This window comes from Roseovarius aestuarii (genome assembly GCF_019966515.1).
In the GTDB taxonomy this organism is placed as follows: domain Bacteria; phylum Pseudomonadota; class Alphaproteobacteria; order Rhodobacterales; family Rhodobacteraceae; genus Roseovarius; species Roseovarius aestuarii.
Map to the genome: position 1 here is coordinate 637,901 of NZ_JAIMIB010000001.1, position 25,073 is coordinate 662,973.

The 25,073-nt window shown below is 57.9% G+C and carries 24 protein-coding genes and 1 pseudogene; 11 read left to right on the top strand and 14 right to left on the bottom strand.

Translation table 11 applies throughout. The annotated features are described in order from the left end of the window. Window positions 1-20: 20 nt before the first annotated feature. On the bottom strand, window positions 21-656 hold the full coding sequence (locus tag LC334_RS02990; protein ID WP_085798718.1) for a TetR/AcrR family transcriptional regulator: 636 nt from the start codon (window positions 654-656) through the stop codon (window positions 21-23). A gap of 126 nt (window positions 657-782) precedes the next feature. On the opposite strand from LC334_RS02990, the gene LC334_RS02995 reads away from it, so the two are divergent. The 8 genes from LC334_RS02995 to LC334_RS03030 all read left to right on the top strand — a co-directional run bounded on the left by LC334_RS02995 (window position 783) and on the right by LC334_RS03030 (window position 9,475). Then, on the top strand, window positions 783-2,033 hold the full coding sequence (locus LC334_RS02995; RefSeq protein ID WP_085798719.1) for a Zn-dependent hydrolase: 1,251 nt from the start codon (window positions 783-785) through the stop codon (window positions 2,031-2,033). Further along, the gene (locus LC334_RS03000; protein WP_139836278.1) at window positions 2,033-2,755 is read left to right on the top strand and encodes a hypothetical protein; all 723 of its coding nucleotides are present in this window, start codon (window positions 2,033-2,035) and stop codon (window positions 2,753-2,755) included. Before LC334_RS02995 ends, LC334_RS03000 begins: the two co-directional genes overlap by 1 nt. Then, the gene (hydA, locus tag LC334_RS03005) at window positions 2,752-4,215 is read left to right on the top strand and encodes a dihydropyrimidinase (protein ID WP_085798721.1); all 1,464 of its coding nucleotides are present in this window, start codon (window positions 2,752-2,754) and stop codon (window positions 4,213-4,215) included. The genes LC334_RS03000 and hydA overlap by 4 nt, the downstream gene beginning before the upstream one ends. A 15-nt stretch (window positions 4,216-4,230) precedes the next feature. Beyond that, window positions 4,231-5,016, top strand: coding sequence for an ABC transporter ATP-binding protein (locus LC334_RS03010; protein ID WP_085798722.1), 786 nt, complete (start codon window positions 4,231-4,233; stop codon window positions 5,014-5,016). Window positions 5,017-5,034: 18 nt separating this feature from the next. Next, complete coding sequence (locus LC334_RS03015) at window positions 5,035-5,907, top strand: ABC transporter permease (protein WP_085798723.1); 873 nt, start codon at window positions 5,035-5,037, stop codon at window positions 5,905-5,907. After that, window positions 5,907-6,746 (top strand): ABC transporter permease, encoded by an 840-nt coding sequence (locus tag LC334_RS03020; protein WP_085798724.1) that lies wholly within the window; start codon window positions 5,907-5,909, stop codon window positions 6,744-6,746. Before LC334_RS03015 ends, LC334_RS03020 begins: the two co-directional genes overlap by 1 nt. A gap of 29 nt (window positions 6,747-6,775) precedes the next feature. Further along, window positions 6,776-7,780 (top strand): ABC transporter substrate-binding protein, encoded by a 1,005-nt coding sequence (locus tag LC334_RS03025; RefSeq protein ID WP_085798725.1) that lies wholly within the window; start codon window positions 6,776-6,778, stop codon window positions 7,778-7,780. A 270-nt stretch (window positions 7,781-8,050) separates the two neighbouring features. Then, window positions 8,051-9,475: a D-alanyl-D-alanine carboxypeptidase family protein gene (locus LC334_RS03030; RefSeq protein WP_085798726.1), complete on the top strand. Its 1,425-nt coding sequence runs from the start codon at window positions 8,051-8,053 to the stop codon at window positions 9,473-9,475. 38 nt (window positions 9,476-9,513) lie between these two features. On the opposite strand, the gene ccoS is transcribed toward LC334_RS03030, so the two are convergent. From ccoS to LC334_RS03055, 5 genes are all read right to left on the bottom strand, one after another. Continuing rightward, window positions 9,514-9,672, bottom strand: a complete 159-nt coding sequence (ccoS, locus tag LC334_RS03035) for a cbb3-type cytochrome oxidase assembly protein CcoS (RefSeq protein ID WP_085798727.1) — start codon at window positions 9,670-9,672, stop codon at window positions 9,514-9,516. 6 nt (window positions 9,673-9,678) lie between these two features. After that, entirely contained in the window at window positions 9,679-11,862 is a 2,184-nt protein-coding gene (locus tag LC334_RS03040; RefSeq protein ID WP_085798728.1) for a heavy metal translocating P-type ATPase, read from the bottom strand. Next, window positions 11,859-12,314, bottom strand: a complete 456-nt coding sequence (locus tag LC334_RS03045) for a FixH family protein (RefSeq protein WP_176237604.1) — start codon at window positions 12,312-12,314, stop codon at window positions 11,859-11,861. The genes LC334_RS03040 and LC334_RS03045 overlap by 4 nt, the downstream gene beginning before the upstream one ends. Beyond that, the gene (gene ccoG / locus LC334_RS03050) at window positions 12,314-13,750 is read right to left on the bottom strand and encodes a cytochrome c oxidase accessory protein CcoG (RefSeq protein ID WP_085798730.1); all 1,437 of its coding nucleotides are present in this window, start codon (window positions 13,748-13,750) and stop codon (window positions 12,314-12,316) included. The genes LC334_RS03045 and ccoG overlap by 1 nt, the downstream gene beginning before the upstream one ends. A gap of 97 nt (window positions 13,751-13,847) precedes the next feature. Next, entirely contained in the window at window positions 13,848-14,735 is an 888-nt protein-coding gene (locus LC334_RS03055) for a LysR family transcriptional regulator (protein ID WP_085798731.1), read from the bottom strand. 101 nt (window positions 14,736-14,836) lie between these two features. Between LC334_RS03055 and LC334_RS03060 the strand changes: the two genes are divergently transcribed. Then, window positions 14,837-14,974, top strand: a complete 138-nt coding sequence (locus LC334_RS03060) for a hypothetical protein (protein WP_176237605.1) — start codon at window positions 14,837-14,839, stop codon at window positions 14,972-14,974. Between the two features lie 317 nt (window positions 14,975-15,291). Here the strand turns inward: LC334_RS03060 and ccoP are convergent, their stop codons facing one another. The 6 genes from ccoP to LC334_RS03090 all read right to left on the bottom strand — a co-directional run bounded on the left by ccoP (window position 15,292) and on the right by LC334_RS03090 (window position 20,574). Then, window positions 15,292-16,155 (bottom strand): cytochrome-c oxidase, cbb3-type subunit III, encoded by an 864-nt coding sequence (gene ccoP, locus LC334_RS03065; RefSeq protein WP_085798732.1) that lies wholly within the window; start codon window positions 16,153-16,155, stop codon window positions 15,292-15,294. A gap of 5 nt (window positions 16,156-16,160) precedes the next feature. Continuing rightward, window positions 16,161-16,355: a cbb3-type cytochrome c oxidase subunit 3 gene (locus LC334_RS03070; protein WP_085798733.1), complete on the bottom strand. Its 195-nt coding sequence runs from the start codon at window positions 16,353-16,355 to the stop codon at window positions 16,161-16,163. A 13-nt stretch (window positions 16,356-16,368) separates the two neighbouring features. Continuing rightward, complete coding sequence (gene ccoO / locus LC334_RS03075) at window positions 16,369-17,097, bottom strand: cytochrome-c oxidase, cbb3-type subunit II (protein WP_085798734.1); 729 nt, start codon at window positions 17,095-17,097, stop codon at window positions 16,369-16,371. Between the two features lie 14 nt (window positions 17,098-17,111). Continuing rightward, window positions 17,112-18,716, bottom strand: coding sequence for a cytochrome-c oxidase, cbb3-type subunit I (gene ccoN, locus LC334_RS03080; RefSeq protein WP_085798735.1), 1,605 nt, complete (start codon window positions 18,714-18,716; stop codon window positions 17,112-17,114). A 492-nt stretch (window positions 18,717-19,208) separates the two neighbouring features. Next, complete coding sequence (locus tag LC334_RS03085; protein WP_223412858.1) at window positions 19,209-19,712, bottom strand: GntR family transcriptional regulator; 504 nt, start codon at window positions 19,710-19,712, stop codon at window positions 19,209-19,211. Window positions 19,713-19,860: 148 nt separating this feature from the next. Further along, complete coding sequence (locus tag LC334_RS03090; protein ID WP_223412859.1) at window positions 19,861-20,574, bottom strand: aminomethyltransferase family protein; 714 nt, start codon at window positions 20,572-20,574, stop codon at window positions 19,861-19,863. On the opposite strand from LC334_RS03090, the pseudogene LC334_RS03095 reads away from it, so the two are divergent. After that, window positions 20,549-20,992, top strand: a pseudogene (locus LC334_RS03095) (transposase); the annotation flags it as partial. The gene LC334_RS03090 and the pseudogene LC334_RS03095 overlap by 26 nt on opposite strands. A gap of 20 nt (window positions 20,993-21,012) precedes the next feature. Here LC334_RS03095 and LC334_RS03100 read toward each other — a convergent pair. After that, window positions 21,013-21,432, bottom strand: a complete 420-nt coding sequence (locus LC334_RS03100) for a hypothetical protein (protein ID WP_085798737.1) — start codon at window positions 21,430-21,432, stop codon at window positions 21,013-21,015. Window positions 21,433-22,050: 618 nt separating this feature from the next. Continuing rightward, the gene (locus tag LC334_RS03105) at window positions 22,051-24,057 is read right to left on the bottom strand and encodes an alpha/beta hydrolase family protein (protein ID WP_085798739.1); all 2,007 of its coding nucleotides are present in this window, start codon (window positions 24,055-24,057) and stop codon (window positions 22,051-22,053) included. Window positions 24,058-24,344: 287 nt separating this feature from the next. Here LC334_RS03105 and LC334_RS03110 point away from each other — a divergent pair, with 287 nt between their 5' ends. Beyond that, window positions 24,345-24,890: an AAA family ATPase gene (locus LC334_RS03110; protein WP_085798740.1), complete on the top strand. Its 546-nt coding sequence runs from the start codon at window positions 24,345-24,347 to the stop codon at window positions 24,888-24,890. The last annotated feature ends 183 nt before the right edge of the window (window positions 24,891-25,073 follow it).

Consider the following 25,073-nt stretch of genomic DNA (forward strand, 5'->3'; position numbering starts at 1 on the left):
ACCAGCCAGGTCGGGGCGTATCAGCGCTTTGCTCCGATCCCCGCCAGTATGATGGATTTGACCGAGTCTTTGGCCGCCTCCCATTGCTCGTCCGACAGGGGCACACCACCGTTCAATGTCTCGATCTGGTGGCCGAAATCGGCGTAGTGCTGCGTCGTCGCCCAGAGCATGTAGAGCAGGTGGCGCGGGTCGATCGCATCCATTTTACCCTCATCGATCCAGCGCTGGATCACCGCCATGCGACCATCGGTCCATTCCACCAAAGTGGTTTCCAGGTAGTCCTGAATGACCGGTGCGCGGTGCATAATTTCCGAGGCCCAGACCTTGGAGCGTTCCGGATATTTACGGCTGATTTCGAGCTTGGCATCGATATAGGCGCCGAATCCCTCGACCGGTCCGGGTGCGTCGTCAAAGCTGTCGGCGGCCTTCAGCCAGTCCTGGAAAATCGTCTGCACCACCTGTCGGTAGAGCGCCTCTTTGGTGGGGAAGTAATAGTGAAGATTGGCTTTCGGTAACCCTGCCAGATCGGCGATCAACTGCATCGTCGCCCCGCCAAACCCCGCCTCGGCAAAGACTTTTTCCGCTGCTTCAAGAATGACACGCTCATTCTCCTGCCGGATTTCCTTCTTGCTCAGCGGTCGGGCAGTTTGGGACATCGCGCGTATCTCTCAAAAAGTTCTTGACCGGTTGGTCAGGATGTGGTGCTCTCTTCCTGACCATACGGTCAGGATGCGAGTGATTGCAAGAGGGCCGACAGATGCCCCGAGCCAAGGGAGAGAGACATGGCCGCACCGGGTGAGAATCTGAAAATCAATGGCGAGCGTCTGTGGGACAGCCTGATGGAGATGGCTAAGATCGGCCCCGGCGTTGCGGGCGGCAACAACCGACAGACCGTCACCGATGAAGATGGCGAGGGCCGGGAGCTATTTCAAAGCTGGTGCGAGGCGGCGGGCATGTCCATGGGGCTGGACACCATGGGCAACATGTTCGCACGACGAGAGGGAACCGACCCAGACGCTCTCCCGGTCTATGTCGGTTCCCACCTCGATACGCAGCCGACGGGCGGCAAATATGATGGGGTCTTGGGCGTGCTGGCGGGACTGGAACTGATCCGCACGCTGAACGATCTGGACATCAAGACCAAGCATCCCATCGTCGTGACCAACTGGACCAACGAGGAAGGCACGCGGTTTGCCCCGGCCATGCTGGCCTCGGGCGTGTTTGCCGGTATCCACGAGGAAGACTGGGCCTATGACCGCGAAGATGCCGAAGGGCTGAAATTCGGCGATGAACTGAAGCGCATCGGCTGGCGCGGCGAGGAACCGGTGGGGCAGCGTAAGATGCATGCGTTTTTCGAACTCCATATCGAACAGGGGCCCATTCTCGAGGCCGAAGGCAAGGATATCGGCGTCGTCACCCACGGTCAGGGCCTCAGCTGGACGCAGGTAACGATTACCGGCAAGGATGCCCACACCGGCTCAACCCCAATGCCGATGCGCCGCAATGCGGGTCTGGGCATGGCCCGGGTGCTGGAAAAGGTCGAAGAGATTGCGCTTTCCCATGCCCCCGATGCAGTCGGCGCGGCGGGCCATATCGACATCTATCCCAACTCGCGCAACGTGATCCCCGGCAAGGCGGTCTTCACCGTCGATTTCCGCTCGCCCAATCTGGATGTGATCAATGACATGGTGGCCCGCATGAAGGCCGCCGCAACCGAGATTTGCGACGAAATGGGCCTTGGCGTGGAGTTCGAAGTAGCGGGCGGGTTCGACCCGGTCACCTTTGACGAAAACTGCGTCACCGCAGTCCGCAACGCTGCCGAGCGTCTGGGGTATAGCCACCGCAACCTGATCTCGGGCGCGGGCCACGACGCCTGCTGGATCAACCGCGTCGCCCCCACGGCCATGGTCATGTGCCCCTGCGTCGATGGGCTCAGCCATAACGAGGCCGAGGAAATCTCCAAGGACTGGGCCACCGCCGGCGCGGATGTGCTGATGCACGCGGTGGTCGAAACGGCGGGGATCGTGGAGTAATGTCAATCTACAACACTTGGCCTCGCTCACCAAAACAAATGGTGGATGAAAAGCTCAGGCGTTCGTATCACAAAGCTATGGTGAAAGCGCTCCGCCCTGCGGCCGTAGCGGCTGGCTGGCGTAAACGCGATGATTGCGTCTATCGAGAAAAAGGTGACTGGCTCATCGTGGTCGATCTGGAGGTTTCGAACAACTATCCCAAGACTTGCGCAAAATTCCGAGTAAAGCCACTCGCGCTGGACGATATCATGTTGCAATTGGCAAACGCTCAAGATCCCAAAAGGTTATCGAATTCGTATAGAGCACTGGGATTTGGCAATTGTGAGGTTCCTCCATTGTACGAAGAGTGGTGGAAAGACGAACAGACAGATATCGATGCAAATGTGGCAACATTTTTGAAAGTTGCGGCTACGTCAGATAAAAGACTGGATGGCATCAAGGACTCGTCATTTGCAGATTATGTTGCTGACTACAGATGCCCTCATGGTCGTGACGATTATGGGCGAGCTTTGATATCCGCTTTGGTTTTGGAGAACCGTCTAAGCGAAGCCTTGGATGTTACAGATGCCTATTTGGATGGTCGGCGCAAAGCAACAACCACCATGAATTTCTGTAGTTCGAGTGACAGCGAGACCTCCTCTCGGTTCGAGTTCCTCGCACAGCAAAACATCAAAGCCATCATGCAACCTCGCAATCAATCAGACGACAGGAGACACCAATGACCACCAAAGTCATCAAGAGCGGCACCGTCTGCACGGCGGATCGCACCTGGAAGGCCGATGTCCTGATCGAAGGCGAAACGATCAAGCAGATCGGTGAGGACCTCTCGGGCGATGAATATATCGATGCCGAGGGCGCCTATGTGATCCCCGGGGGCATCGACCCGCATACCCATCTGGAAATGCCCTTCATGGGCACCACGGCGGCGGAGACGTTTGAGACCGGCACCTGGGCCGCGGCCTGCGGCGGCACCACGATGCTGGTGGATTTCTGCCTGCCGGGCGCGGACGGGTCGATCAAGAACGCGATCAACGAATGGCACCGCAAATCCGCGCCGCAGATCTGCTCGGATATCGGCTATCACATGGCGATCACCGGCTGGAACGAAAACATCTTCAACGAGATGAAGGATGCCGTCGACATGGGCGTCAACTCGTTCAAGCATTTCATGGCCTATAAGGGCGCGCTGATGATCGAGGATGACGAGATGTTCGCCAGCTTCAAGCGCTGCGCCGAACTGGGCGCGCTGCCGATGGTCCATGCCGAGAACGGCGATCTGGTGGCCGAGATGCAGCAAAAATACTTCGATCAGGGCATCACCGGCCCCGAGGGTCATGCGTATAGTCGCCCGCCCGAGTTCGAGGGTGAGGCCGCCAATCGCGCGATCTGCATCGCCGATGCCGCCGGTGTGCCGCTCTATATCGTGCATGTGAGCTGCGAGCAGGCGCATGAGGCGATAAGGCGCGCGCGTCAGAAAGGCATGCGGGTCTACGGCGAGCCGCTGGTGCAGTTCCTGACGCTGGATGAAAGCGAATATTTCAACAAGGATTGGGACCACGCCGCGCGGCGGGTCATGTCGCCACCCTTCCGGTCCAAGGACCATCAGGACAGCCTCTGGGCCGGGTTGCAGGCGGGATCCCTGCAGGTGGTGGCGACCGATCATGCGGCTTTCAATACCGAGCAGAAACGCGCAGGCCGCGATGATTTCCGGATCATCCCCAACGGCTCGAACGGGCTGGAGGAACGGATGCCGGTGCTCTGGACGCATGGGGTTGAGACCGGCCGCCTGACACCGAATGAATTCGTCGCCGCGACCAGCACGAATGTCGCCAAGATATTGAATATATACCCGAAAAAGGGCGCCATCGTCGAAGGCGCGGATGCGGATATCACCGTCTGGGATCCGAAGATCAGCAAGACGATTTCGCCCGCGAACCACCATTCGATCCTCGATTACAACGTCTTCGAGGGCTTCGAGGTGACGGCCAATTCCCGCTACACGATCTCGCGCGGCGAGGTGATCTGGGCCTGGGGTCAGAACTCCCAACCCCAACCGGGCCGAGGCCGCTTCGTCCCCCGCCCGGCCTTCCCCTCAGCCCATGAAGCGCTGAGCAAATGGAAGGCCCTGACCGCACCGAAGATGATCGAACGCGATCCGTTGAACATCCCCTCGGGGATCTGACAAGAAAGCCAGCCAGTGAGCGAGCAAGCAGTCATCCGCGCTGAAAACCTCAGCCTGACCTTTCAGACCAATGACGGCCCGGTACACGCGCTCAAGGACGTGAACCTTGAGGTGCAAAAGGGCGATTTCGTCAGTTTCATCGGGCCGTCGGGCTGTGGCAAGACAACCTTTCTGCGGGTCATGGCCGATCTTGAGCAGCAAACCGGCGGGACGATTACCGTGAATGGTGTCAGCCCGGAAGAGGCGCGGAAATCGCGGGCCTACGGCTATGTGTTTCAGGCGGCGGGGCTTTATCCGTGGCGGACGATTGGCGGCAATATCCGCCTGCCGCTTGAGATCATGGGTTATGAGAAATCCGATCAAGACGCACGCGTGCGCAAAGTGCTGGAACTGGTCGAGCTTGCGGGATTTGAAAAGAAATTCCCCTGGCAGCTCTCCGGCGGGATGCAGCAGCGGGCCTCGATCGCGCGGGCGCTGGCCTTTGATGCCGATCTTCTCTTGATGGACGAACCCTTCGGCGCGTTGGACGAAATCGTGCGCGACCATCTGAACGAGCAATTGCTGCAGCTTTGGGACACGACCCATAAGACGATCTGCTTTGTCACCCACTCGATCCCCGAGGCGGTCTACCTGAGCACCAAGATCGTTGTCATGTCCCCCCGGCCCGGGCGGATCGCGGATGTGATCGAAAGCACCCTGCCCCGCGAACGGCCCTTGGAAATCAGGGACACGCCGGAGTTTATCGAGATCGCCCACCGGGTGCGCGACGGGCTCAGGGCGGGGCATGGCGATGACGTGTGACACCGGGCGGGCGCAGACATGAACCGTACCCTGCCCATTCTGACGGTCGTGGCGGCGATTATCGCGCTTTGGTACGGGGCGGCGATCCAGCTCAACAAACCCTGGGCGTTGGACAAGGCCGCCCGCGCTGGCACCGAGCTGAGCTTCAGCGAGATGGTGACCGATACCTGGAGCCAAAAGAAACCGAAACTGCCCGTGCCACATCAGGTGGGCGCCGAGCTTTGGAAGACGACCGGCGAGATGGTGGCCAAGGGCCGAGGGTTCTCGAAACGCTCGCTGATTTATCACAGCTGGGTCACGTTCAGTGCGACCATGCTGGGGTTTCTGCTGGGCACGGGGCTTGGCATCGCGCTGGCGGTCGGGATCGTCTATAACCGCACGATGGATATGAGCGTGATGCCCTGGGTCATCGCCTCGCAAACCATCCCGATCCTTGCCATCGCGCCGATGATCATCGTGGTGCTGAACGCAGTGGGCATTTCGGGCCTGCTTCCCAAGGCGATGATCTCGATGTATCTGTCGTTCTTCCCGGTCGTCGTGGGCATGGTCAAGGGGCTGCGCAGCCCGAGTGCGATGCAGCTCGACCAGATGCGCACCTGGAACGCGAGTGCCAGTCAGACCTTCTGGCGGCTGCGGCTGCCTTCGTCGATGCCGTACCTTTTCACCTCGCTCAAGATCGCCATGGCCGCGAGCCTTGTGGGGGCCATTGTGGGCGAACTGCCGACCGGGGCGGTGGCGGGTCTGGGCGCGCGGCTTCTGGCGGGCAGCTACTATGGTCAGACCATCCAGATCTGGAGCGCGCTGATCATGGCCGCGACACTGGCGGCGGTGCTGGTCGGGATCATCGGGCTGTTGCAGCGCATCACTCTCAAACGCATGGGGATGGCGTGATGGGCTGGCTGGTCTTTGGCTTTATCGCGTGGCTTGTGGGGTGGAAGCTCAATTCAAGGCTTTCGCACAGGCCGCGAACGCAGTTCACGCGGCTGGCGGTGCCGGTCATCTTTGGCCTGACGATCATCGTGGTCTGGGAATGCATCGTCTGGGGGCTGAAGATTTCGCCGGTGCTGTTGCCCGCACCGACCCAGATCGCCCAGACCTTTGCCGCCTCGACCGCAATCCTGTGGGAGGATTTCGTGCAGACCGTGCTGAAAGGTGCATTGTCCGGGTACATTCTGGGCTGTGGCAGCGCGTTCTTGATCGCGATTGCCATTGACCGCTTTCCCTTCCTGCAACGAGGCCTGCTGCCGGTGGGCAATTTTGTGGCCGCGCTGCCGATCATCGGCATGGCACCCATCCTGGTGATGTGGTTCGGGTTCGACTGGCAGTCCAAGGCGGCGGTGGTCGTGGTGATGGTGTTCTTTCCGATGCTGGTCAACACCGTGCAAGGCTTGCAGGACACCGATGCCATGCAGCGCGACCTGATGCGGACCTATGCGGCGGGGTACTGGAAAACGCTGCTGAAATTGCGGCTGCCGGCGGCAATGCCCTTCATCTTCAACGGACTGAAAATCGCCACAACATTGGCGCTGATCGGGGCCATCGTGGCCGAGTTCTTTGGTTCACCCGTGCGCGGCATGGGGTTCCGCATCTCGACCTCGGTCGGACAATTGGCGATGGATCTGGTCTGGGCCGAGATCGTGGTGGCGGCAATCGTCGGCTCGGGCTTTTATGGCGGGGTTGCACTTCTCGAAAAGACAATGACATTCTGGCACCCATCTCAGCGGCGCTGAACACCTGATAACAACAAGGGAGAAAACAAATGAACAGTTTCACAAAGGCAATCGGCTTTGCCGCGGTAGGGGCCTGGACCACCTTGGGCACGACTGCCGCGCAGGCGGCGGATGATGTCACGCTGCAACTCAAATGGGTCACACAGGCACAGTTCGCGGGCTATTACGTGGCGCAGGATCAGGGGTTCTACGAAGAAGAAGACCTGAACGTCACGATAAAGCCCGGCGGGCCGGATATCGCGCCTGCGCAGGTGATCGCCGGGGGCGGCGCCGATGTGGTGCTGGACTGGATGCCATCGGCATTGGCCAGCCGCGAGAAAGGTCTGGCGCTTGTCAACATCGCCCAGCCGTTCAAAAGCTCGGGCATGATGCTGACCTGCCGCAAGGATGCGGGCATCAAAAGCCCGGATGATTTCAAGGGCAAGACGCTGGGAGTCTGGTTCTTTGGCAACGAATACCCGTTCCTGAGCTGGATGAGCCAGCTGGGCATTCCGACCGATGGGGGTGAAGACGGCGTGACCGTGCTTAAGCAGGGTTTCAACGTCGATCCGATCCTGCAGGGACAGGCGGCCTGCGTCTCGACCATGACCTATAACGAGTACTGGCAGATCATTGATGCGGGCCTTACATCCGAGGATCTGGTGGTGTTCAAATACGAAGATCAGGGCGTCGCCACGCTTGAGGACGGCATGTATGTTCTGGAAGAGAACCTGAGCGACCCGGCCTTTGAGGACAAGATGGTGCGGTTTGTGCGCGCCTCGATGAAAGGCTGGAAATGGGCCGAGGAGAACCCGGATGAAGCCGCGATGATCGTGCTGGATAACGATGCCTCGGGCGCACAGACCGAAGAGCATCAGAAGCGGATGATGGGCGAGATCGCCAAGCTGACCGCAGGTTCCAACGGCGCGCTGGACCCGGCTGATTTCGAGCGCACAGTCGAATCGCTACTGTCTGGTGGCTCCGATCCGGTGATCACCGCAAACCCCGGCGAGGCTGCCTGGACCCATGCCATTACCGACAAGGCGCTGAACTGACAGCGATAGAAAACCATGATCAGGGCGCCCATCGCGGCGCCCTTTTTTCGGTCTAAGCGATATCCGGCAACCTCGCCACATTGCGGCCACAATCGCCGGTGTCGTAGGCAGGTTATCGAAAACCGCTATATCTGGATGACGCAGTGTAACACTCCGCAATAATTCCTTGGGAATGAACGCTTTATTTACCAAGATCGCTATGATAGCCTGAGAGGACAAAACAAAAGCCAGCCGGAAAACCGGCGGCATGAGGCAGAAAAGAGTAGTTCCATGAAGGCGCGGAGCAGGCAGCCGGTCCGTTGGGGCCTGGTGGCGTTAGCCACAATCTGGATGTTAATCGTTGTGCCGCTCAGTGCGGCGGCAGCGCCATATGCGGCGATGGTGATCGACGCACGATCGGGAAAAGCGCTGCATTCGCGAAACGCGGATACGCGGCTGCACCCGGCATCCCTGACCAAGATGATGACCCTCTATATTGTTTTCGAGGCCGTCGAGAATGGCGAGATCAGCCTTGATACCAAGGTGCGTATCTCCAAACACGCCGCCAGCGAACCACCAAGTAAGCTGGGCTTGAAAGCCGGTCAGCGCATTGCGCTGCGGTATCTGGTGCGGGCGGCGGCAGTTAAGTCCGCAAATGACGCGGCAACGGCTCTGGCCGAGGCAATCGAAGGGTCGGAGGCGCGCTTTGCCCGCCGGATGAACCGCACTGCCAAGGCCCTTGGCATGACCCGCACGACCTTCAAAAACGCCCACGGCCTGACGGAATCGGGTCATCTATCGACCGCTCGGGACATGACCACGCTGGGCCGGCATCTGTTTTACGATTACCCGGAATATTACAACCTGTTCTCGCGCATGACTGCAAATGCAGGTGTGAAAACCGTCTATCACACCAATCGCAAGCTGCTGGCGAGCTATCGCGGCGCCGATGGCATCAAGACCGGCTACACCCGTGCAGCAGGTTTCAACCTGGTAGCCAGCGCCGAACGCGGGCGCGAACGTATCATCGCCACTGTCTTTGGTGGACGCTCCACCCGGACGCGCAATGCCAAGGTCGCCGAGTTGTTGGATTTGGGCTTCAAGCGCGCACCAAGCCGTGTGGCGGTGCATCGCCCGGGCCGACCTGCATATTATGGCAAGATCGGCAACGACACCCCTGGCGGCGTGGGCAAGACCGTGCGTCTTGCCGCAGCAGCGGCTGTCAGGAAAAGCCTGCGCCCAGCACTGCGGCCGCGCCCCCAGAACACACCTATTCTGGTAGCGGCCAAGGATGATATCGACAAGGCGGTCATGGCCGCCCAGACCACCGAGGTGGCTGCGCTCGAAAAACCTAAAGGCGCCGAGGCGGCAACCATCCGCATGGTAAAACCCAACGCCCGGCCCAAGTCGATTCTCGAGGCGAAAGCTCCCCGCAAAGACCAGGCAGCCGAGGTCGTGACGCGGCTTTCCACCTCTGGCGGGCGGCTCTGGGGTATCAATGTCGGACGTTATCCCAGCCAGTACAAGGCGCGTTCGATCCTGTTGCAGACCGCCCTGAACGAGATGAGCACACTGGATGGAAGCCTGCGCAAGGTCGTGGCACGTTCAAACGGATATGATGCCAATTTCATGGGGCTGACCCGCGAAACCGCAGACCTTGCCTGCCGCAGGCTTCAGGCCAAACAGGTGACCTGCTTCATGATCGGGCCTAGCTAAGACGGCATTCTAAACAACTGACAGCGAATATAAGCGCCCTACCCTTTGGGGTGTTTATCGTATTCGTCATCCAATATGCGGCGACTGTCGCCCTCGGGGTCATCATACTGGTTCGACCTGACCGTGTAGATGAAAGCGATCAGCCCGACGCCTCCTAGCAGCAGTGAAATTGGTATCAGATAAGCCAATACATTCATCGCGGATCACCTTACTCTCAGCGCATTCAGAGACACGGTGATCGAGCTTGTCGACATGGCGAGGGCCGCGATCAGCGGTGTTGCCAGACCAGCCACGGCGAGCGGCACGGCAATCAGGTTGTAAATTGTGGCGATACGAAAGTTATCACGGATGCGCCGCGTGGCCCGTTGCGCGGTTTCACATGCCGCAGCGATAGGTTCAAGATCGCCACCCAAAAGCACGATGTCGCTGGCAACGCGAGCGGCATCCAATGCGGACGCCGGTGAAATCGAGACATGGGCCGCAGTCAATGCAGCCGTATCATTCATGCCATCGCCCACCATCAGCACATGGGCGCCCTGTTCGGAAAGCTCCTGGATACGGGCGGCTTTGTCCGCGGGCAGCGCCTCGGCGAGCCAATGAGAGATGCCCAGACGGCTGGCAAGCGCCTCGACGGGCGCAGTCGTGTCACCCGACATCAGAAACACTTTCTTGCCGCTTTCCTGCAGGGCCCGGACGGCCTCTGCCGCGCCGTCGCGCAGCCTGTCGGTAAAGGTGAAGGCAACGGGGTCGCCATCACCGACTTGCAGGAACGTGGCGGTCTCGGTCGCCGGTTGCGCCCCGATCCAACTTGCACGCCCCAGGCGCACTTGCCGCCCTTGCCAAAGCCCCCTGGTGCCAAACCCCGGCTCCTCGGTAACCTCGTCAACCTGAACCGGCGCGGTTCCGGCCTCAGCAGCGGCCAGCACGATCGCCCGGGCCAGCGGGTGTGACGACCCGTTGGCCAAACTGGCGGCCAATGCCACCGCCTGTTGTGGTAAGTCAGCAAGGTTGGTCAGCTGGGGCGTGCCTGCCGTCAACGTGCCGGTCTTGTCGAATACCACCGTATCGACCTGCGCCAAACGCTCCAGCGCGGTGGCGTCCTTGATCAGCATCCCGCGCTGAAACAGCCTTCCAGACGCGGCCGTGGTCACGGCAGGAACGGCCAACCCGAGGGCGCAGGGACAGGTAATGATCAGCACGGCGGCGGCGATATTGAGCGCAGTGCGCAGATCGCCGCTATAGAGATACCAGCCAATGAAACTGAGTGCCGAGAGGATATGTACACCCGGCGCGTAGAGCCTAGCCGCCTGATCCGATAGCGAGGTATAGCGCGAGCGACCCGATTCAGCGATAGCAACCAGATCCGCCATCTGGTGCAGCGACGTATCCCTGCCCACGGCTGACGCCCGGATGGTCAGGGGGCCTGTCAGGTTGACCTCTCCCGCTGACACCGCCTGCCCCGGCTGCGCCAGAACAGGCAGGGTCTCTCCGGTCAGCAAAGAGCGGTCAATCTCGGACGTGCCGGTAACGATCTCTCCATCCACGGGCATGCGCCCACCCGGTCGCACAAGAACCAGATCATCCACATTCAACTCGGCCTGCATGACCTCACGTTCAATGCCGTTCTCAACCCGGATCGCGCGAGGCACTTCCAACGCGCTGAGTTCCTGCGCCGCGGAACGGGCAACAGCCCGGGTGCGGTGATCAAGATATCGGCCCGCTAGCAGGAAGAACACCAGTGCCAGCGCCGCGTCGAAATAGGCATGTTCGCCCGACAGGGAGGTCTCCCAGAGCGACGAGACTAGCGCCAGCAGAATGGCCAGCGTGATCGGCACATCCATGTTCAACCGGCGCTTCGACAGCGCCGCCCAGGCGTTGTGGAAAAACGGCTGCCCTGCAAAGGCAATCGTTGGCAGCGCGATGGCGGCGGAAATCCAGTGGAAGAGATCGCGGGTTGCAGCCTCGGCCCCGGACCAGACGGCGACCGACAACAGCATCACGTTCATCGAGGCAAAGCCAGCCACCGCCAGCCGCATCAGCAGATCCCGCCCCGCCTTATCGCTCGCTGTAGCGCTGAGCGTGCCCGCATCCAGCTCATGCGCCTCATAGCCAAGCCCGCCGACCAGTTCGGCCAGTTCCTGCGCTGTGACACCGGGTGCCGCGTCAATGCTGGCACGTTTGAGCGTTAGATTCACCCGCGCCGACCTTACCTGCGGATGGCCGTTCAGGATGCGCTCAACCTTTGCAATACAGGCCGAGCAATGGATCGTGGGAAGGGACAGGGCGATCTGCGCCGCCTCTCTCTCGACAGGGGCCTCCGGCGCCGCCACCGGGGCGGCAGCACAGGCCGGACAGGCCGACGCGGGAGGGCGCAGAACGGCTGTCATTTCTTGTGCAGCACCACACGCTGCCTGAATTCGGTGCCATCTTTGGCCGTGGCCAGCATACGGATATTCCAGTTGCCCTCACCCAGATCAACCGGCGCAACATAGGCCGACCCGTCAAAGCTAAAATCCGGGTTCTGGTCATCGTAGACATGGGTGGCGCGACCAACTGTCGCCTCGAGGCTGTGCACAGCAACCGCGCCGCCAACCGCGTCGGTGATGGCAAGCCGCAAGATGCCAGCCTCGTGATCAGCGCGGATTGTCCAGCCCAGGGCTTCCTGCGCCGTCTTGCGGTCATCGAACTGCTGACTCGCAACGTAGGAATTCTTGACTTCGAGTCCCGGAAAGGTTTTGACCGCGTTCCAAGCGAGCAGCAGGTTGACGCCGATGATCAGGCCAAAAGCCGCGACGAACCCCATAAGCACATGCCGCCCCGTGATCTGCCGTACCACCATCAGTTGCCCTTTCCGTTAAAGACCGTGTCCTTGTAGGCCCGGTCACCACTTTTTATATCTTCAACCCAAATGCGTACAGCCGTGCGTTCCGCCAGCGCCGGGTCTGAGCCGGGTCGAGCCTGAAGATAGACCCGCTGGTTCAGCGTTGTATCCGCGGGGGCATTGACGGTTACCCTGGATTGCCCCTCGACCAGAAGCCGGATTGACGGGTCGCCCGACACCGTCAACCGGAAGGGCCGGTCTTCACCATGTTTGTTCAGTAACCGCACCTCGTAGGTATTGCGGATAGTGCCGTCGGACATGGTGACAAAGGTCGGGTTGCGCACGGGGGCCACCGTCATTTCTATGTCAGAACGGATGAAAAGCGCAAAGAGCAGGCCAAACCCGACAAGCGACCAGAGCGCGGTATACAAGATCGTGCGTGGCCGCAGGACATGTTTGAGGATCGGTTTGGGGTCTTTGCCCGCGCGTTCGTTTTCCTCGTCGGTCAGGGCCATATAGTCGATCAGACCACGCGGCTTGCCGATCTTGGCCATGATGTCATCACAGGCGTCGATACATAATGCGCAGGTGATGCACTCCATCTGCTGACCATCGCGGATGTCGATGCCCACGGGGCAGACGTTGACGCAGGCCATGCAGTCGATGCAGTCGCCCTGTGGTTCGCCGGATTTGACGGCGTCGGAATTTTTGCGGGGTTCGCCGCGCCATTCGCGATAGCCGACGACCAGCGTTTCCTCGTCCATCATCGCCGCCTGGATGCGAGGCCACGGACAGGCGTAGATGCAGATCTGTTCCCGTGCAATGCCGCCAAACAGGAAGGTCGTGGCAGTCAGGATGGCGACGGTTGTATACGCCACCGGATGGGCGTTCAGAGTGAACAGATCGATCAGCAACGAAGGCGCATCGGCGAAGTAAAACACCCAGGCACCGCCCGTCGCCATGGCTATGAAAAGCCAGGTGATCCATTTGATCACCCGTAACCTGAACTTACGGAAGTCCCATTTCTTCTGACGGTGCAGACGCAAACGTGCGTTCCTGTCGCCTTCAATCCAGCGCTCGACCAGGATAAACAGATCTGTCCATACGGTCTGTGGACAGGCATAACCACACCAGACCCGGCCAAGCGCCGAGGTAAAAAGAAAAAGCCCCAGCCCCGCCATCACCAGCAAACCGGCGATGAAGTAAAACTCGTGCGGCCAGATCTCGATCCAGAAGAAAAAGAAACGACGCCCCGCCAGGTCGACCAACACGGCCTGATCCGGCAGGTTGGGGCCACGATCCCATCTGATCCACGGTGTCAGGTAGTAAATGCCAAGGGTCACCGCCATGATCACCCATTTCAGATTGCGAAACGGGCCATAGACCTTCTTCGGAAAGACCGGTTCACGGGCGGCAAAAAGGCTGTTGGGTGCGTCGGGCTGGTTATCGGCCACGGAATCACTCCGGTATGTCAGGTCCTGTCAGGCCGTTATTGGCAGGTGCGGCACGGGCAGACTTTGACCTGAATCAAATTCTGAGTCTGAAACTGATCTATTTATCCATTTCACAGGTTTTCACCTGTTTTCGCAACCATTTGAGGAACTTGCGCAGGGCCGGGCGCTGCACGCCGGGGCGGGTGACCATATGATACCCCTTGACCGCATCGCTTTCGAACAATTTGCGCAAACGTCCGGCCTGCAAGTCTTTTTCGGCAAAAGCCTGAACGGTGACGGCCACCCCCTGTCCGTCCCGCGCACCATCAAGCAAGAGGTTTCCGGGCAGTTGGATCGACCCCTGCGACAGTTTTTCCAGCGTGCCGATCCCCGCCAACCAGCTATTGGCTTCGGACAGGCCCGCGTCGATCAGCCAGGGAAAATCCGCAAGTTCATCAAAGGTTTGGAACGTCTGATCCCCCACCAGTGACGGCGCCGCCACGACCACCATGCGCGACAGAAACAGCGGTTCACTGTCGAGACGCGGCCAATTGCCAGCGCCATAGCGCAGCGCCACGTCGATATCGTTGCTTTCCATCGGCTCGACCTTGGGGCTGGTGCTGAGGATCAGGTTGATATCGGGGTGTTCGGTGTGAAACCCGCCCAGTTGCGGCATCAGCCAGGCCGCCGCCAGCATCGGCGTCGTGGCGATATGCAGGGGGCGGTTGGCGTCTGCGCCGGTAAGGACATTGATTTTCTGCGCGATGATGTCAAAGCCCTGAGTCAGCGCATCGGCCAGTTGCTGCCCTTCGGGTGTCAGCGTCAGGCTGCGCCCGCTGCGATCCACCAGCTTCAGCCCTGTGTGAGCCTCAAGCGTCTTGATTTGCTGGCTGATCGCGGCATGGCTGACATTTAGCTTTTCGCCCGCCGTCACGACCGCGCCGGTTTCGGCCAGAGCTGAAAACGCCCTGAGCGCCGATAGCGGTGGAAATCCCAGCCAATCCATTATGTAATCTCACCTTACATTTTTGAATTTTTCCTGGGTCGCATAAAGCCAGCCCGGATGCAATATTCAATGCAGAAATTAACACCACGAAAGGAAACGACATGCTGGGAATTTTCGCAAAAACTTTCAATACCGCCACCCGGACCGACGCCCGCAACCACTGGGGCAAACATGACCGGTTCAACGACCGCCGCGACCTTGATCTGTTTCCGCATAACACAAGCGGAAAGCGTGTTTGAACCGCGCATCTTTGACCTTGAACCGGCCGTTGGTAACGGCGGCCGGTTCCGGCATTGGCCGTGGCGTGGCCGCCGGTGGGTGCGCCACGCACCGCCGGCCCCGGCCAAACGGGATGGTTGATAGAAACGTACGTCCCGTACAGAATGTACGCTCAAAACGTACATAACTGCCTAGCAGCCCACCCAGAGAATTTTTGGGCCACAGCCTTCTCCCTCTGTGGCCCAATCAGGGGCGGCACCGGCCTTCCAGGAAACGCGCGAACAGGACGGAAGGGCCGGTGCCTGACCCGCGGGAATAATCTCGCGGGTGTTCTTGTTTATTCCCCGCCACCGAGCTGGTGGACATAAGCGGAGACTGCGCGAATTTCGGCTTCGCTCAGACGGGTCGACCATCCGGGCATCACGCCAAAGCGGCTATAGGTAACGGTTTGCAGAACCGTTTCGTGATCACCGCCATAAAGCCAGATTGCATCCGCAAGATTGGGCGCGCCTTGATCTCGATCACCCAGACCCGCATCGCCGTGGCAGGAGGCGCAGTTATCAGCGAAAACAGTTTGTCCGGCCTCGACTTGCGAGGCGTCATCCGGCTCACCCGAGAGCGAGATCACGTAGTTGGTGACAGCGCTGATCTCATCCTTTTCCAGGATCTCGCCAAAGGCAGGCATCTCGGAATAGCGCGCATCGGCATCTTCCTCGTTGCGGATACCATGAGCAATCGTTGTATGGATCGCCTCGATATCCCCACCCCAGAGCCAGTCATTATCAAGCAGGTTGGGATAGCCCTTGGCGCCTGCTGCGCCTGAACCGTGGCATTGCGCGCAAAAGGTCTTGAACACGGCCGCCCCTGCCGAGGTGGCATAGCCCGACAGTTCCGGGTCACTGCTGATTGCGGTCAGCTCGACCCCGGCCAGGCGGGCGTTGATCGTGGCATTGGCCGCGTCGGCAGCGGCAATGTCATTGGCGACATCAGCGCGGGTGGACCAGCCCAGCATCCCCGCAGTGGCCGAAGAGATGCCCGGCCAGGCCGGATAGGCGATCACGTAACCGATGCCCCAGATGATGGTCGCGTAGAGCGTCCAGAGCCACCAGCGTGGCATCGGATTGTCAAACTCCTGAATGCCGTCCCATTCGTGGCCGGTCGTATTCGGGTCGCCTTCGTGGATTTGCGATTTCTTGTCCATATCTCTCATGCCTCCCTGGAGGCCGCGTCACCATCGGACGCGGGTTTGTCTTCATGCCGGAAAGGGATACCTGCGGGGTTATCGTAGGTTCGCGTCGATCCGGGCCGGAAGACCCAGAACACCACGCCTGCGAAAAAGAGAAACAGGAACAGAAGCATCCAGCTGTCGGCCAGTTCGCGCAGGAATGAATAGGTTTCCATGTCTTGCCCTCCCTTACCGGCTTGCCACAGGGGTGAAGGTCGAGAAATCGACCAGCGTGCCCAGCATTTGCAGATAGGCGATCAGTGCGTCAGCCTCGGAAATGCCTGCCGCACCGTCGAAATTGCGGATCGGCACGGCCTCGCCGTAGCGCTCCAGCAGACCGTCAGTGTCGGCGTCCGGATTGGATTGCGCCCGGAAGTCGGCTGCAGCGTTTTCCACCATCTCGTCGGTGTAGGGTACGCCTACCAGACGTTCGGTCCTGATCCGGTCCTCGATATATTTACCGTCGATCAGCCGGTTTTCGAGAAACCCGTATTTCGGCATCACCGATTCCGGCACCACCGCCTGCGGGTCGCGCAGGTGATCAACATGCCATTCATCGGAATACCGCCCGCCAACACGGGCCAGGTCGGGCCCCGTGCGTTTTGACCCCCATTGGTGCGGATGGTCGTATTTAGATTCTGCCGCGAGGGAATAGTGGCCATAGCGTTCGACCTCGTCCCGCATCGGGCGGATCATCTGGCTGTGGCAAACATAGCAGCCCTCGCGGACATAGACATCGCGCCCGACCAGCTCCAGCGGGGTATAGGGGCGCATCCCCTCGACATCCTCGATCGTGTTTTCCAGCCAGAAGAGCGGTGCGATCTGCACCAGCCCGCCGATGGTGACGACCAAAAAGGCGAAGATGGCCAGCAGGGTTACGTTGCGTTCAAGATGATGGTGCTTTTTGAGAATTCCCATTGTCTGACCCTCCCTTATTCTGCCGGGACAACGGAGTTGGTGGCGGCAACAGCCGGGCTCCGTCTGACGGTCATGTAAAGGTTATAGCACATGATGATTGCACCGGTGATGTAGAGCACCCCGCCCAGGCCACGCACCACATACATCGGAAGTTTGGCGGCAACGGTATCGGCGAAAGAGTTCACCAGGAAGCCGTTGGCATCGACCTCGCGCCACATCAGCCCTTCCATGATGCCGGTTACCCACATCGAGGCGGCGTAGAGGATGATGCCGATGGTCGCGAGCCAGAAGTGCCAGCTGACCATGCTGAGGCTGTAAAGCCGCTCGCGATTCCACAGCCGCGGCACCAGGAAGTAAAGCGCGCCAAAGGTGATCATGCCATTCCAGCCAAGCGCGCCGGAATGCACGTGACCGATGGTCCAGTCGGTATAGTGGCTGAGCGAGTTGACCGCGCGGATCGACATCATCGGACCCTCGAAGGTGGACATGCCGTAGAAACCCAGTGAAATTACCATCATCCGGATAATCGGATCGGTGCGAAGTTTGTCCCAGGCACCCTGAAGCGTCATCAGCCCGTTGATCATGCCACCCCACGAGGGCATCCACAGCACGATCGAGAACACCATACCCAGCGTCGAGGCCCAGTCGGGCAGCGCGGTATAGTGCAGGTGGTGCGGACCGGCCCAGATATAAAGGAAGATCAGCGACCAGAAGTGGATGATCGAAAGCTTGTAGGAATAGACCGGACGTTCGGCCTGTTTCGGGATGAAATAATACATCATGCCAAGGAAACCCGCCGTCAGGAAGAAGCCTACGGCGTTGTGGCCATACCACCACTGTACCATCGCATCCTGCACGCCGGAAAAGACCTGCACGGATTTCGAGCCAAAGATCGACACCGGAATGCTGAGGTTGTTGATCACATGCAGCATCGCCACGGTGATGATGAAGCTAAGGTAGAACCAGTTGGCGACGTAGATATGCGGCTCTTTGCGTTTGACGATCGTGCCCAGGAAGACGGCCAGATAGGCCAGCCAGACAATGGTCAGCCACAGGTCGACATACCATTCCGGTTCGGCATATTCCTTCGACTGGGTGGCGCCCAACAGATAGCCCGAAGCCGCCAGCACGATCACAAGCTGATAGCCCCAGAACACGAACCAGGCCAGATTGCCGCCCCAGAGGCGGGCCGCCGAGGTGCGTTGTACGACGTAGAACGAGGTGCAGATGAGGGCGTTTCCGCCAAAGGCAAAGATCACGGCGCTGGTATGCAGGGGCCTGAGCCTGCCAAAGTTGGCAAGTCCTTGCGCCCACTCGAAGTTGAGTGCGGGAAAGGCCAGCTGGAAGGCAATGAACGTGCCCGCCAAGAAACCCACCACACCCCAGAGCGCTGTGGCAATCACCCCGGCACGGATCACGCCGTCCATATATTCGCCCGACAGGTCAGCCTGTTCGACCGGTTCGTCGGTCTGGCGCAGCACCCACAGGAACATGCCTGCAGCTGCCAATGCCACAACCAGTGCATTGACCATATAGGCCAGATCGCGGGCATAATTGGCCGCAATCAACGCAAATAGCGTGATCAGACCAAGCGCGATCAGCTTGAAATAGTTCATCATTTTTTCATTTCCTCGTCTCTGTCCGCGCGACTCGGGCGAGTCGCGCGTGCGCGTCCAGACATGACCTGAATGGACGAAGCCAAAGCGGAGCACCTTGATCTGTATCAAGTATCAGCGCTGGCGGAGCTTTAAGTTGGCGACCCGCAGACAGTTATGCACCATCAATCAGACCGGCCCGGGTGGACCGACGGCGGTTGGGGGCAGAGGCTCCGAGGGTCTGCTTCGAGCCCAGACTTACTTATGCTGCACAGAGCGCTAATGATTACAAAGCGCGTGAAGCAGACGTTGTCGTGGGTCATGACGCTAGAAGCGGCCGTTTCTGCCGGCCTGTCGATTCCGCGATTTGGTACGAATGTTGGTCATTCGCAAAGCTTACCCGCAGAAAGAAAGATCGGTCATTTCCAGTCTTTGGTTTCTCGTGCGAAAGCCTCGAGACAGTCGACCAACAAATTTGAGGCGGCGACTGCGGCCACGGCCTAGCCATTTGCCACGTCAAGCAATAGCCGCGCGTGCAATTCGGCGGCGATGTTGAAATCTTCGCACTTCATGTGAAAAATCCAGAAACGGCGCGACAAGCCCTGGACAACACGCATGGTTTTTTTGGGCAAACTCGTTGTGGCATGCGTCGACCACAAGGTCATGGGCGGTTCTTACCGCCGACAGAGCCTGGGAGCGTGATGCCGGTGGCGCCTTGCTGGCCTCGAGCGACTCTTCACCAAATGTCTGCATGATACGTCGGTCGTCGTCTGTGCCACGGATTGCCGCATATTCAGCGGCGAAATTCTGGAGTGGTCGCCGGATTTCCAGCAGACGCAATTGCACATCCGCATCGACTTCTGTGATCTGAATGCCTCGGCGCTGCTTTATGGCCAGCAGCCCTTCGATTTCGAGGCGCTGCAACGCCTTGCGAACTGGTGTACGGTCGAATCCAACATCCTCGGCAAGTTCCTTTTCGGAATACATTACACCCGGCTTCAACTCGGTCAGAACATTCATTTCCTCGCGTTCCTGAAAGGTCGCTTCGGCGTCTGAAAGGGTTTTCATGATCTTGTCCATGTCGCTATATCTGCTGAGGCGCACTTCGAATGGGTTGGTCGCGTCGCCGGAATCCCCACCGCAGGACAGAAGGCCGCTTTCGATCCGTTCACGGGGGGTTGGGGCATTCTGGACCGACCCCGAAAGACGTGCCCGCCTCATGCACGATGTTCCAAAGCTCGACTCCGCTGAATCCGTCCATCAGGTTAATCTCAAAGCCGCCTTGTTTCGAGAATCCGGATCGGGCGATCTTGACCGGAATGCCGCCGATCTCGGCATCGCCGAACCAGAAGTATTTCTGATTCCGCACCCAGTTCCCAAAGATCGACGCTACGACATCTGCCGCCATTGGGCGCTGAATGGCCATCGGCGAAACGTCCGGTTCGGTGATTTCCACCTCAGGCCCACGTTCGGTAACGATGCAGCGCGCCCAGAGTTTCACGTCGCTGTCCGTGATCGAAAACCAGAACAGATCATCGTCCAACTTGTTGACAACGGGATCGTTGATCAGAGTACCGGCGTGATCGCACATTGGCACATATTTGCCTTGTCCGGCGACTTGCCCGGATAGATGGCGTGGCGACAGGTTCTGCGCCAGCCGAGCGGCGTCGCGCCTCTTGATCTGAACCTGCCTCTGGCCGCCTACGTCCCACATGCTGACACCGTTCATCAACCGGTCATATTCCGCATCGGCATCGCCGTATCCCAGTGGGATCAGCATCTGGTTATAGGGCGCGAATGAGGTGACGCCTTCTGCAAGTGATGCCTCGTAATAGGGCGATGGGCGCAAGCGGGTATGGGACGCCCGGAACAACCAATGCATCTGTCCGGAAGGCGAGACGCTCAAGCAGTTCCGCCGAAACTACTCAGACCCGAACCGTGGCCCCACGGGCAAGGGTGTCGTCAACTATCAGGCGTTGAAGCTGACCTGCCAGGCCTGCCCCTCGAAGTCAAAATGCTGCCCGAATGCCGATGCCCGCAAGATTACCCGCGAAGAACATGAAGACGCCCACCAGGTCGCCCGCGACATTGCCAAGACCAGACAATACGACATCTCGATGAAGCTTCGGAAGAAGGTCGAGATACTCTTTGCCCATCTCAAACACACCCTCGGCCTGGGACGTCTCCGGCTACGCGGCCCATGCGGCGCAAATGACGAATTCCACCTCGCTGCCACCGCCCAGAACCATAGTAAACTGGCGAATATCTTTCCTGCACCGCAGAAACCGGGAACCGCCTGATCAGAAAGGCGCTCGCGCACTCATTCCATTGCTACATTCTGCGCTCGCAACGCGTTTTTTTCAACAGAATCGGCGGAAAGGAGACTTTCGCTACAAGTGCAAATCTGGGATGTTCTTAAAGGATTCCGGACATTGGCTGCTGGGTAGTATGGTAGGTTAAGGCCCTGCATCAAATGGGCCCAATAGAATTCGTAGAAATCTGTGTAATTGACCGATGCGTCCTTCTCTGTTGTAACGCGCCGAAGTTCAGTCGAGTTGTTTCGGTTATCTGGTTTGGCCCACGACGTATTTCCGCTCCGCGCGCCTCCAGTGTTGGGATCAGGTTTGCCCTGATCGACCAATCGGTCATCCGTGGTCCAGACGGAATGAACAAAGGAGTTCAAGGTTGACATCGGGATCTGTTCGCCCATTCCATGCATGATCACAATGGCTTGCTTCATTTTGTAGAAAACCCCTCAATTGCTGAAAATAATAAACCATAGTGTAAGAATGCCTTTGCGCGAGATACTCTGTAAATATTTCATAACGTCCGGGGTCTGGAATCCTATTCCCATTTTGCCTAAGGGCTACTGCACCACCGGGAATGTGGCGTTCGACCGGAACGTCATACCTGATCGAGTTAAAGGGCTTGACCTCCTCATGCTCTCGTACTCAAGCCTGCAATTTCTCGCGGGCATCGGCAAGGTCCATGAACAAGTTTCCGTTCAGACATTCGGTCCGGAGATCCAGGGCGAGGAGGGCTTGAGAAAGGCAGCAACATCTGACTGCAGTAAACAGAGCTTGTTGTGTCTGCTTCGAATTGTAAAATCGCGGACGCCGATCAGAATTAAGGCGGTCCTTGATAAAATGGGCCGCAACTGTTGCTAGTAAGCGTAGCCGCTTAAAAATCCAAAATGCTGTGTTGTGCATGAACGGCGGCTTTCACGAAATCGGCTAAGCAAATTTGAGCAGAGCCAAATGTCGGCTGTGGGCCGTCCTTGCAAGAGTAACCAAAAGGGACCAGTGAACATGCTGAAACCGATCTAATGGCCGCGAAGAACCCTACATGTCGTCGAGCGTCACGGAGTTTGAGAGACAAAATCCAGCAGGCGTTGCCGGATTTCAGCCCAGATTTCGGGGCCGCGGATGCTATGACCTTGGTCCGGAATTATCATCAACTCGTGGGTTTTTCCGGCCTCAGCCAAGCGTTCCGCAAAACTGTAAGATTGGTTGGGAGAGACACGTGTGTCGCGATCAGCGTGATATAGGAATATAGGTGCTGTAATCTCGTCCAGATTCTGGCTGGGAGACAGAACACGCAAGAGCTCCTGCTGATCGGCAGTGCCAAATTCCTTGTCGAACCAGCCGTGGATATTGGTCTCACCGTTTTTTGTAGGATCAACGATAGCGGGCAGATCGTAAAATCCACCGCCTGCGATGGCAAAACCCAGATCAAGTCGTTCTGGTCCTGGATAGCTGACCGCACGAACAGCGGCCCACCCGCCGTGGCTGTATCCTGTTGTGCCGATCTGTCGGCTGTTTGGAATATCGAACTGTTCCATAAGATAACGTGCGACAGCCAAAGTATCGCGGATTGGCGCATCAGCCTTTTCACGATCATTACTGTTGGCAAACTCCGTGCCATATCGCCAATCTCCGCGCACGGCGGGGCTGACTTTGGTCAAGCCTAAGGCGCAGAACAGATGGTGGTAGGACGAAAACTCATTCTTGCCGCCATAGTAAGCGGTTACAATAAATTTCTGATCTTCGACGGGAGGCAAGTCTCTTGGGCGGTAAATAAACACATCTAGAGTTTGGGTACCAGGCGATTGACTACTTGTGTCCTCATGAGTGACTTGCACCCGTTCGACGTTACACTGGCTGAGTTGGTCATTTATCTCAGCTAGACCTTTGATTGCGTTCTGTGACGTGAAGCTGCCATCATGCACTACCGTTAGCATATCGAATGCAGCGTAAGTTTCTGGGGAAAATTTGCCGACCATAACTTGACCATCGTAACCGTCAGCAAGCCAAACATCTTCAGAGAGTGTAGTCGTCGAAAGAAGTGTCAAACGGTCAGGTGCGACGGCAAAAACTTCTAGCTTTGTCTCAAAGGGCGTTTCGGTTGTGACCATGATATTTGGAGCTTCGCCAGAGCCTGCAGGTCGAAACCCTGAAAGGGCACGATCAAAGCGACGTAACAAAACCGCCTCATCCGCTTTAAAATCGTAGCGATAAAGATCACGGTCAGCTGAAAACAGTGCTTGAGCTTCGTCACCCCAACCATGCCACACGTCCACCCAACTCTTTCCATGACCTTCGAACATCAGGGAAACAGAGCCATCAGACAAATCGTAGGTGTACAGTTCCTGTTTATTACGGTCTCCGTCCTTCAGCGCAGGAAACACCACGCGCTCGGAATCTGCCCGGAGTTTGGTCCACCAGTTGATGCGCGCGGGCATCGCAGGATTATCATCGCATATCAACTGACGGGTTTGTGTGCTGCCATTATTTTGGATTGTCAGCTCTTCTAAGCACCCTTTGGCCGCATCTGACGAACCATACCGAGCAGTGTAGTAGATCGCACTGTGATCTTTTGATTGAGTAAATTCGTAGATGTAATCTACGTCTGTCAACCTGCGCGGCTTGTCCGCTCCATCTGCGAAAAGCCAAAGGTTTATCCGCTCCGCTTTGTCCTCATCCGCTTCAGCAACCAGTCCGCCAAGGCGCGTGTTGAGATATCTGCGCCAGAAGTTAATTGAGTTGAGGTCTGTATTGGTGACTTTCGTGGCCGACTGGCTATCGAGTGATATTGGTTTTAATGGGTCCCAATCCGTGACGAAGAGATGCTTACCTTCCCCTTCCACGTGGCGGCTGAAGTAAATTTTTTGATGCTCAATCGTTGCGTGTTCAAGTCGGTACGGAAAGGCAAAGGAATAAGGTGCACTGTCAATGCTGCGCCCTTGGTAGGTTAGGATGAATGGGTTGGAGGAATCCGCAACCGAATAAACCGGCCAGAAAAATAAGGCGGCCGTCAAAGTAGCAGTGAATTTAAAAGCTGAATACCTTGAGTATGCGCTTTTCATGGAGGCGATTCCTTGTAAACGAGCTATTCGCAAAATGACCAAATCTTATATGCGTTCATCCTAGAGATGTAGAAATAATCAAACAAGTCTTCGCGTCCGTGAACCGGCACTAGTCATTATCGAGGGGCCGTTTGAAAATTGTTCTGCAACTGCAAAGCTACGATTTAAAATTGCATTGCTGTCCCGCTCGACCCCAAAAAACTGCAGGCAGAGTTTGAAGCGAGCCCATAAACTGAGTGATGCTGACGTGTTGTTTGACGATCGGTTAGATCTTAGTGTGCTCACGTATGAAACTTTTTTTAATCCACGGTGCTCCAGCTACGGGGAAATTGACAGTAGGGCGTGCACTCTCATCACTTACCGGGTTGCCGCTCGTCGACAATCACGCTGCCATAGATATTGCAAGAATGGTGTTTGGTTTCGCTAAGCCAGGGTTCTGGGATCTCGTGCATGATTTGCGCGTGGCAACTCTGCACGGTGCTGCAAGGGCAAATATACTAGAGCTCATCACAACCGCTGCTTATAGCAAACCTGAAGATGACCCTCTTGTGCAAGACTATGAACGTGCAATTGAGGAGTTTGGGGGCACAATCGAACCCATCCATCTCTATTGCTCAAAAGAGACATTGATGGCGCGCGTATCTGCATCAGAGCGTCAGAAAAGAGGTAAACTTGCCACGCCAGAGGACCTGAAAACCTATTTGGATAGGTACAACTTTGTTGCCATGCCTAGAGACAATTGTCTTAGCCTCTCGACAGAGAATGCAAGCGCTAGTCAAACTGCTTCCATTATAGCAAAGCACTTTCAAATCTCCACTGCGCACGGGCCGTGAGCTTTTCGCAACTGTAGCAGGCAGTACTTGGCGCAAACGCAACGAAGGTCGGAAAGTCCCGCAGACAGTTAATAGGAGCAGCTCCGGTTTTCGCTCCCGCAGCGAATGTCTTGTGTGGATGTCTCCTGCATAGCAAGACTTTTTTGAGTTGAAGTGTGCTGTTTGTCAGATGCGGTCTTGTGT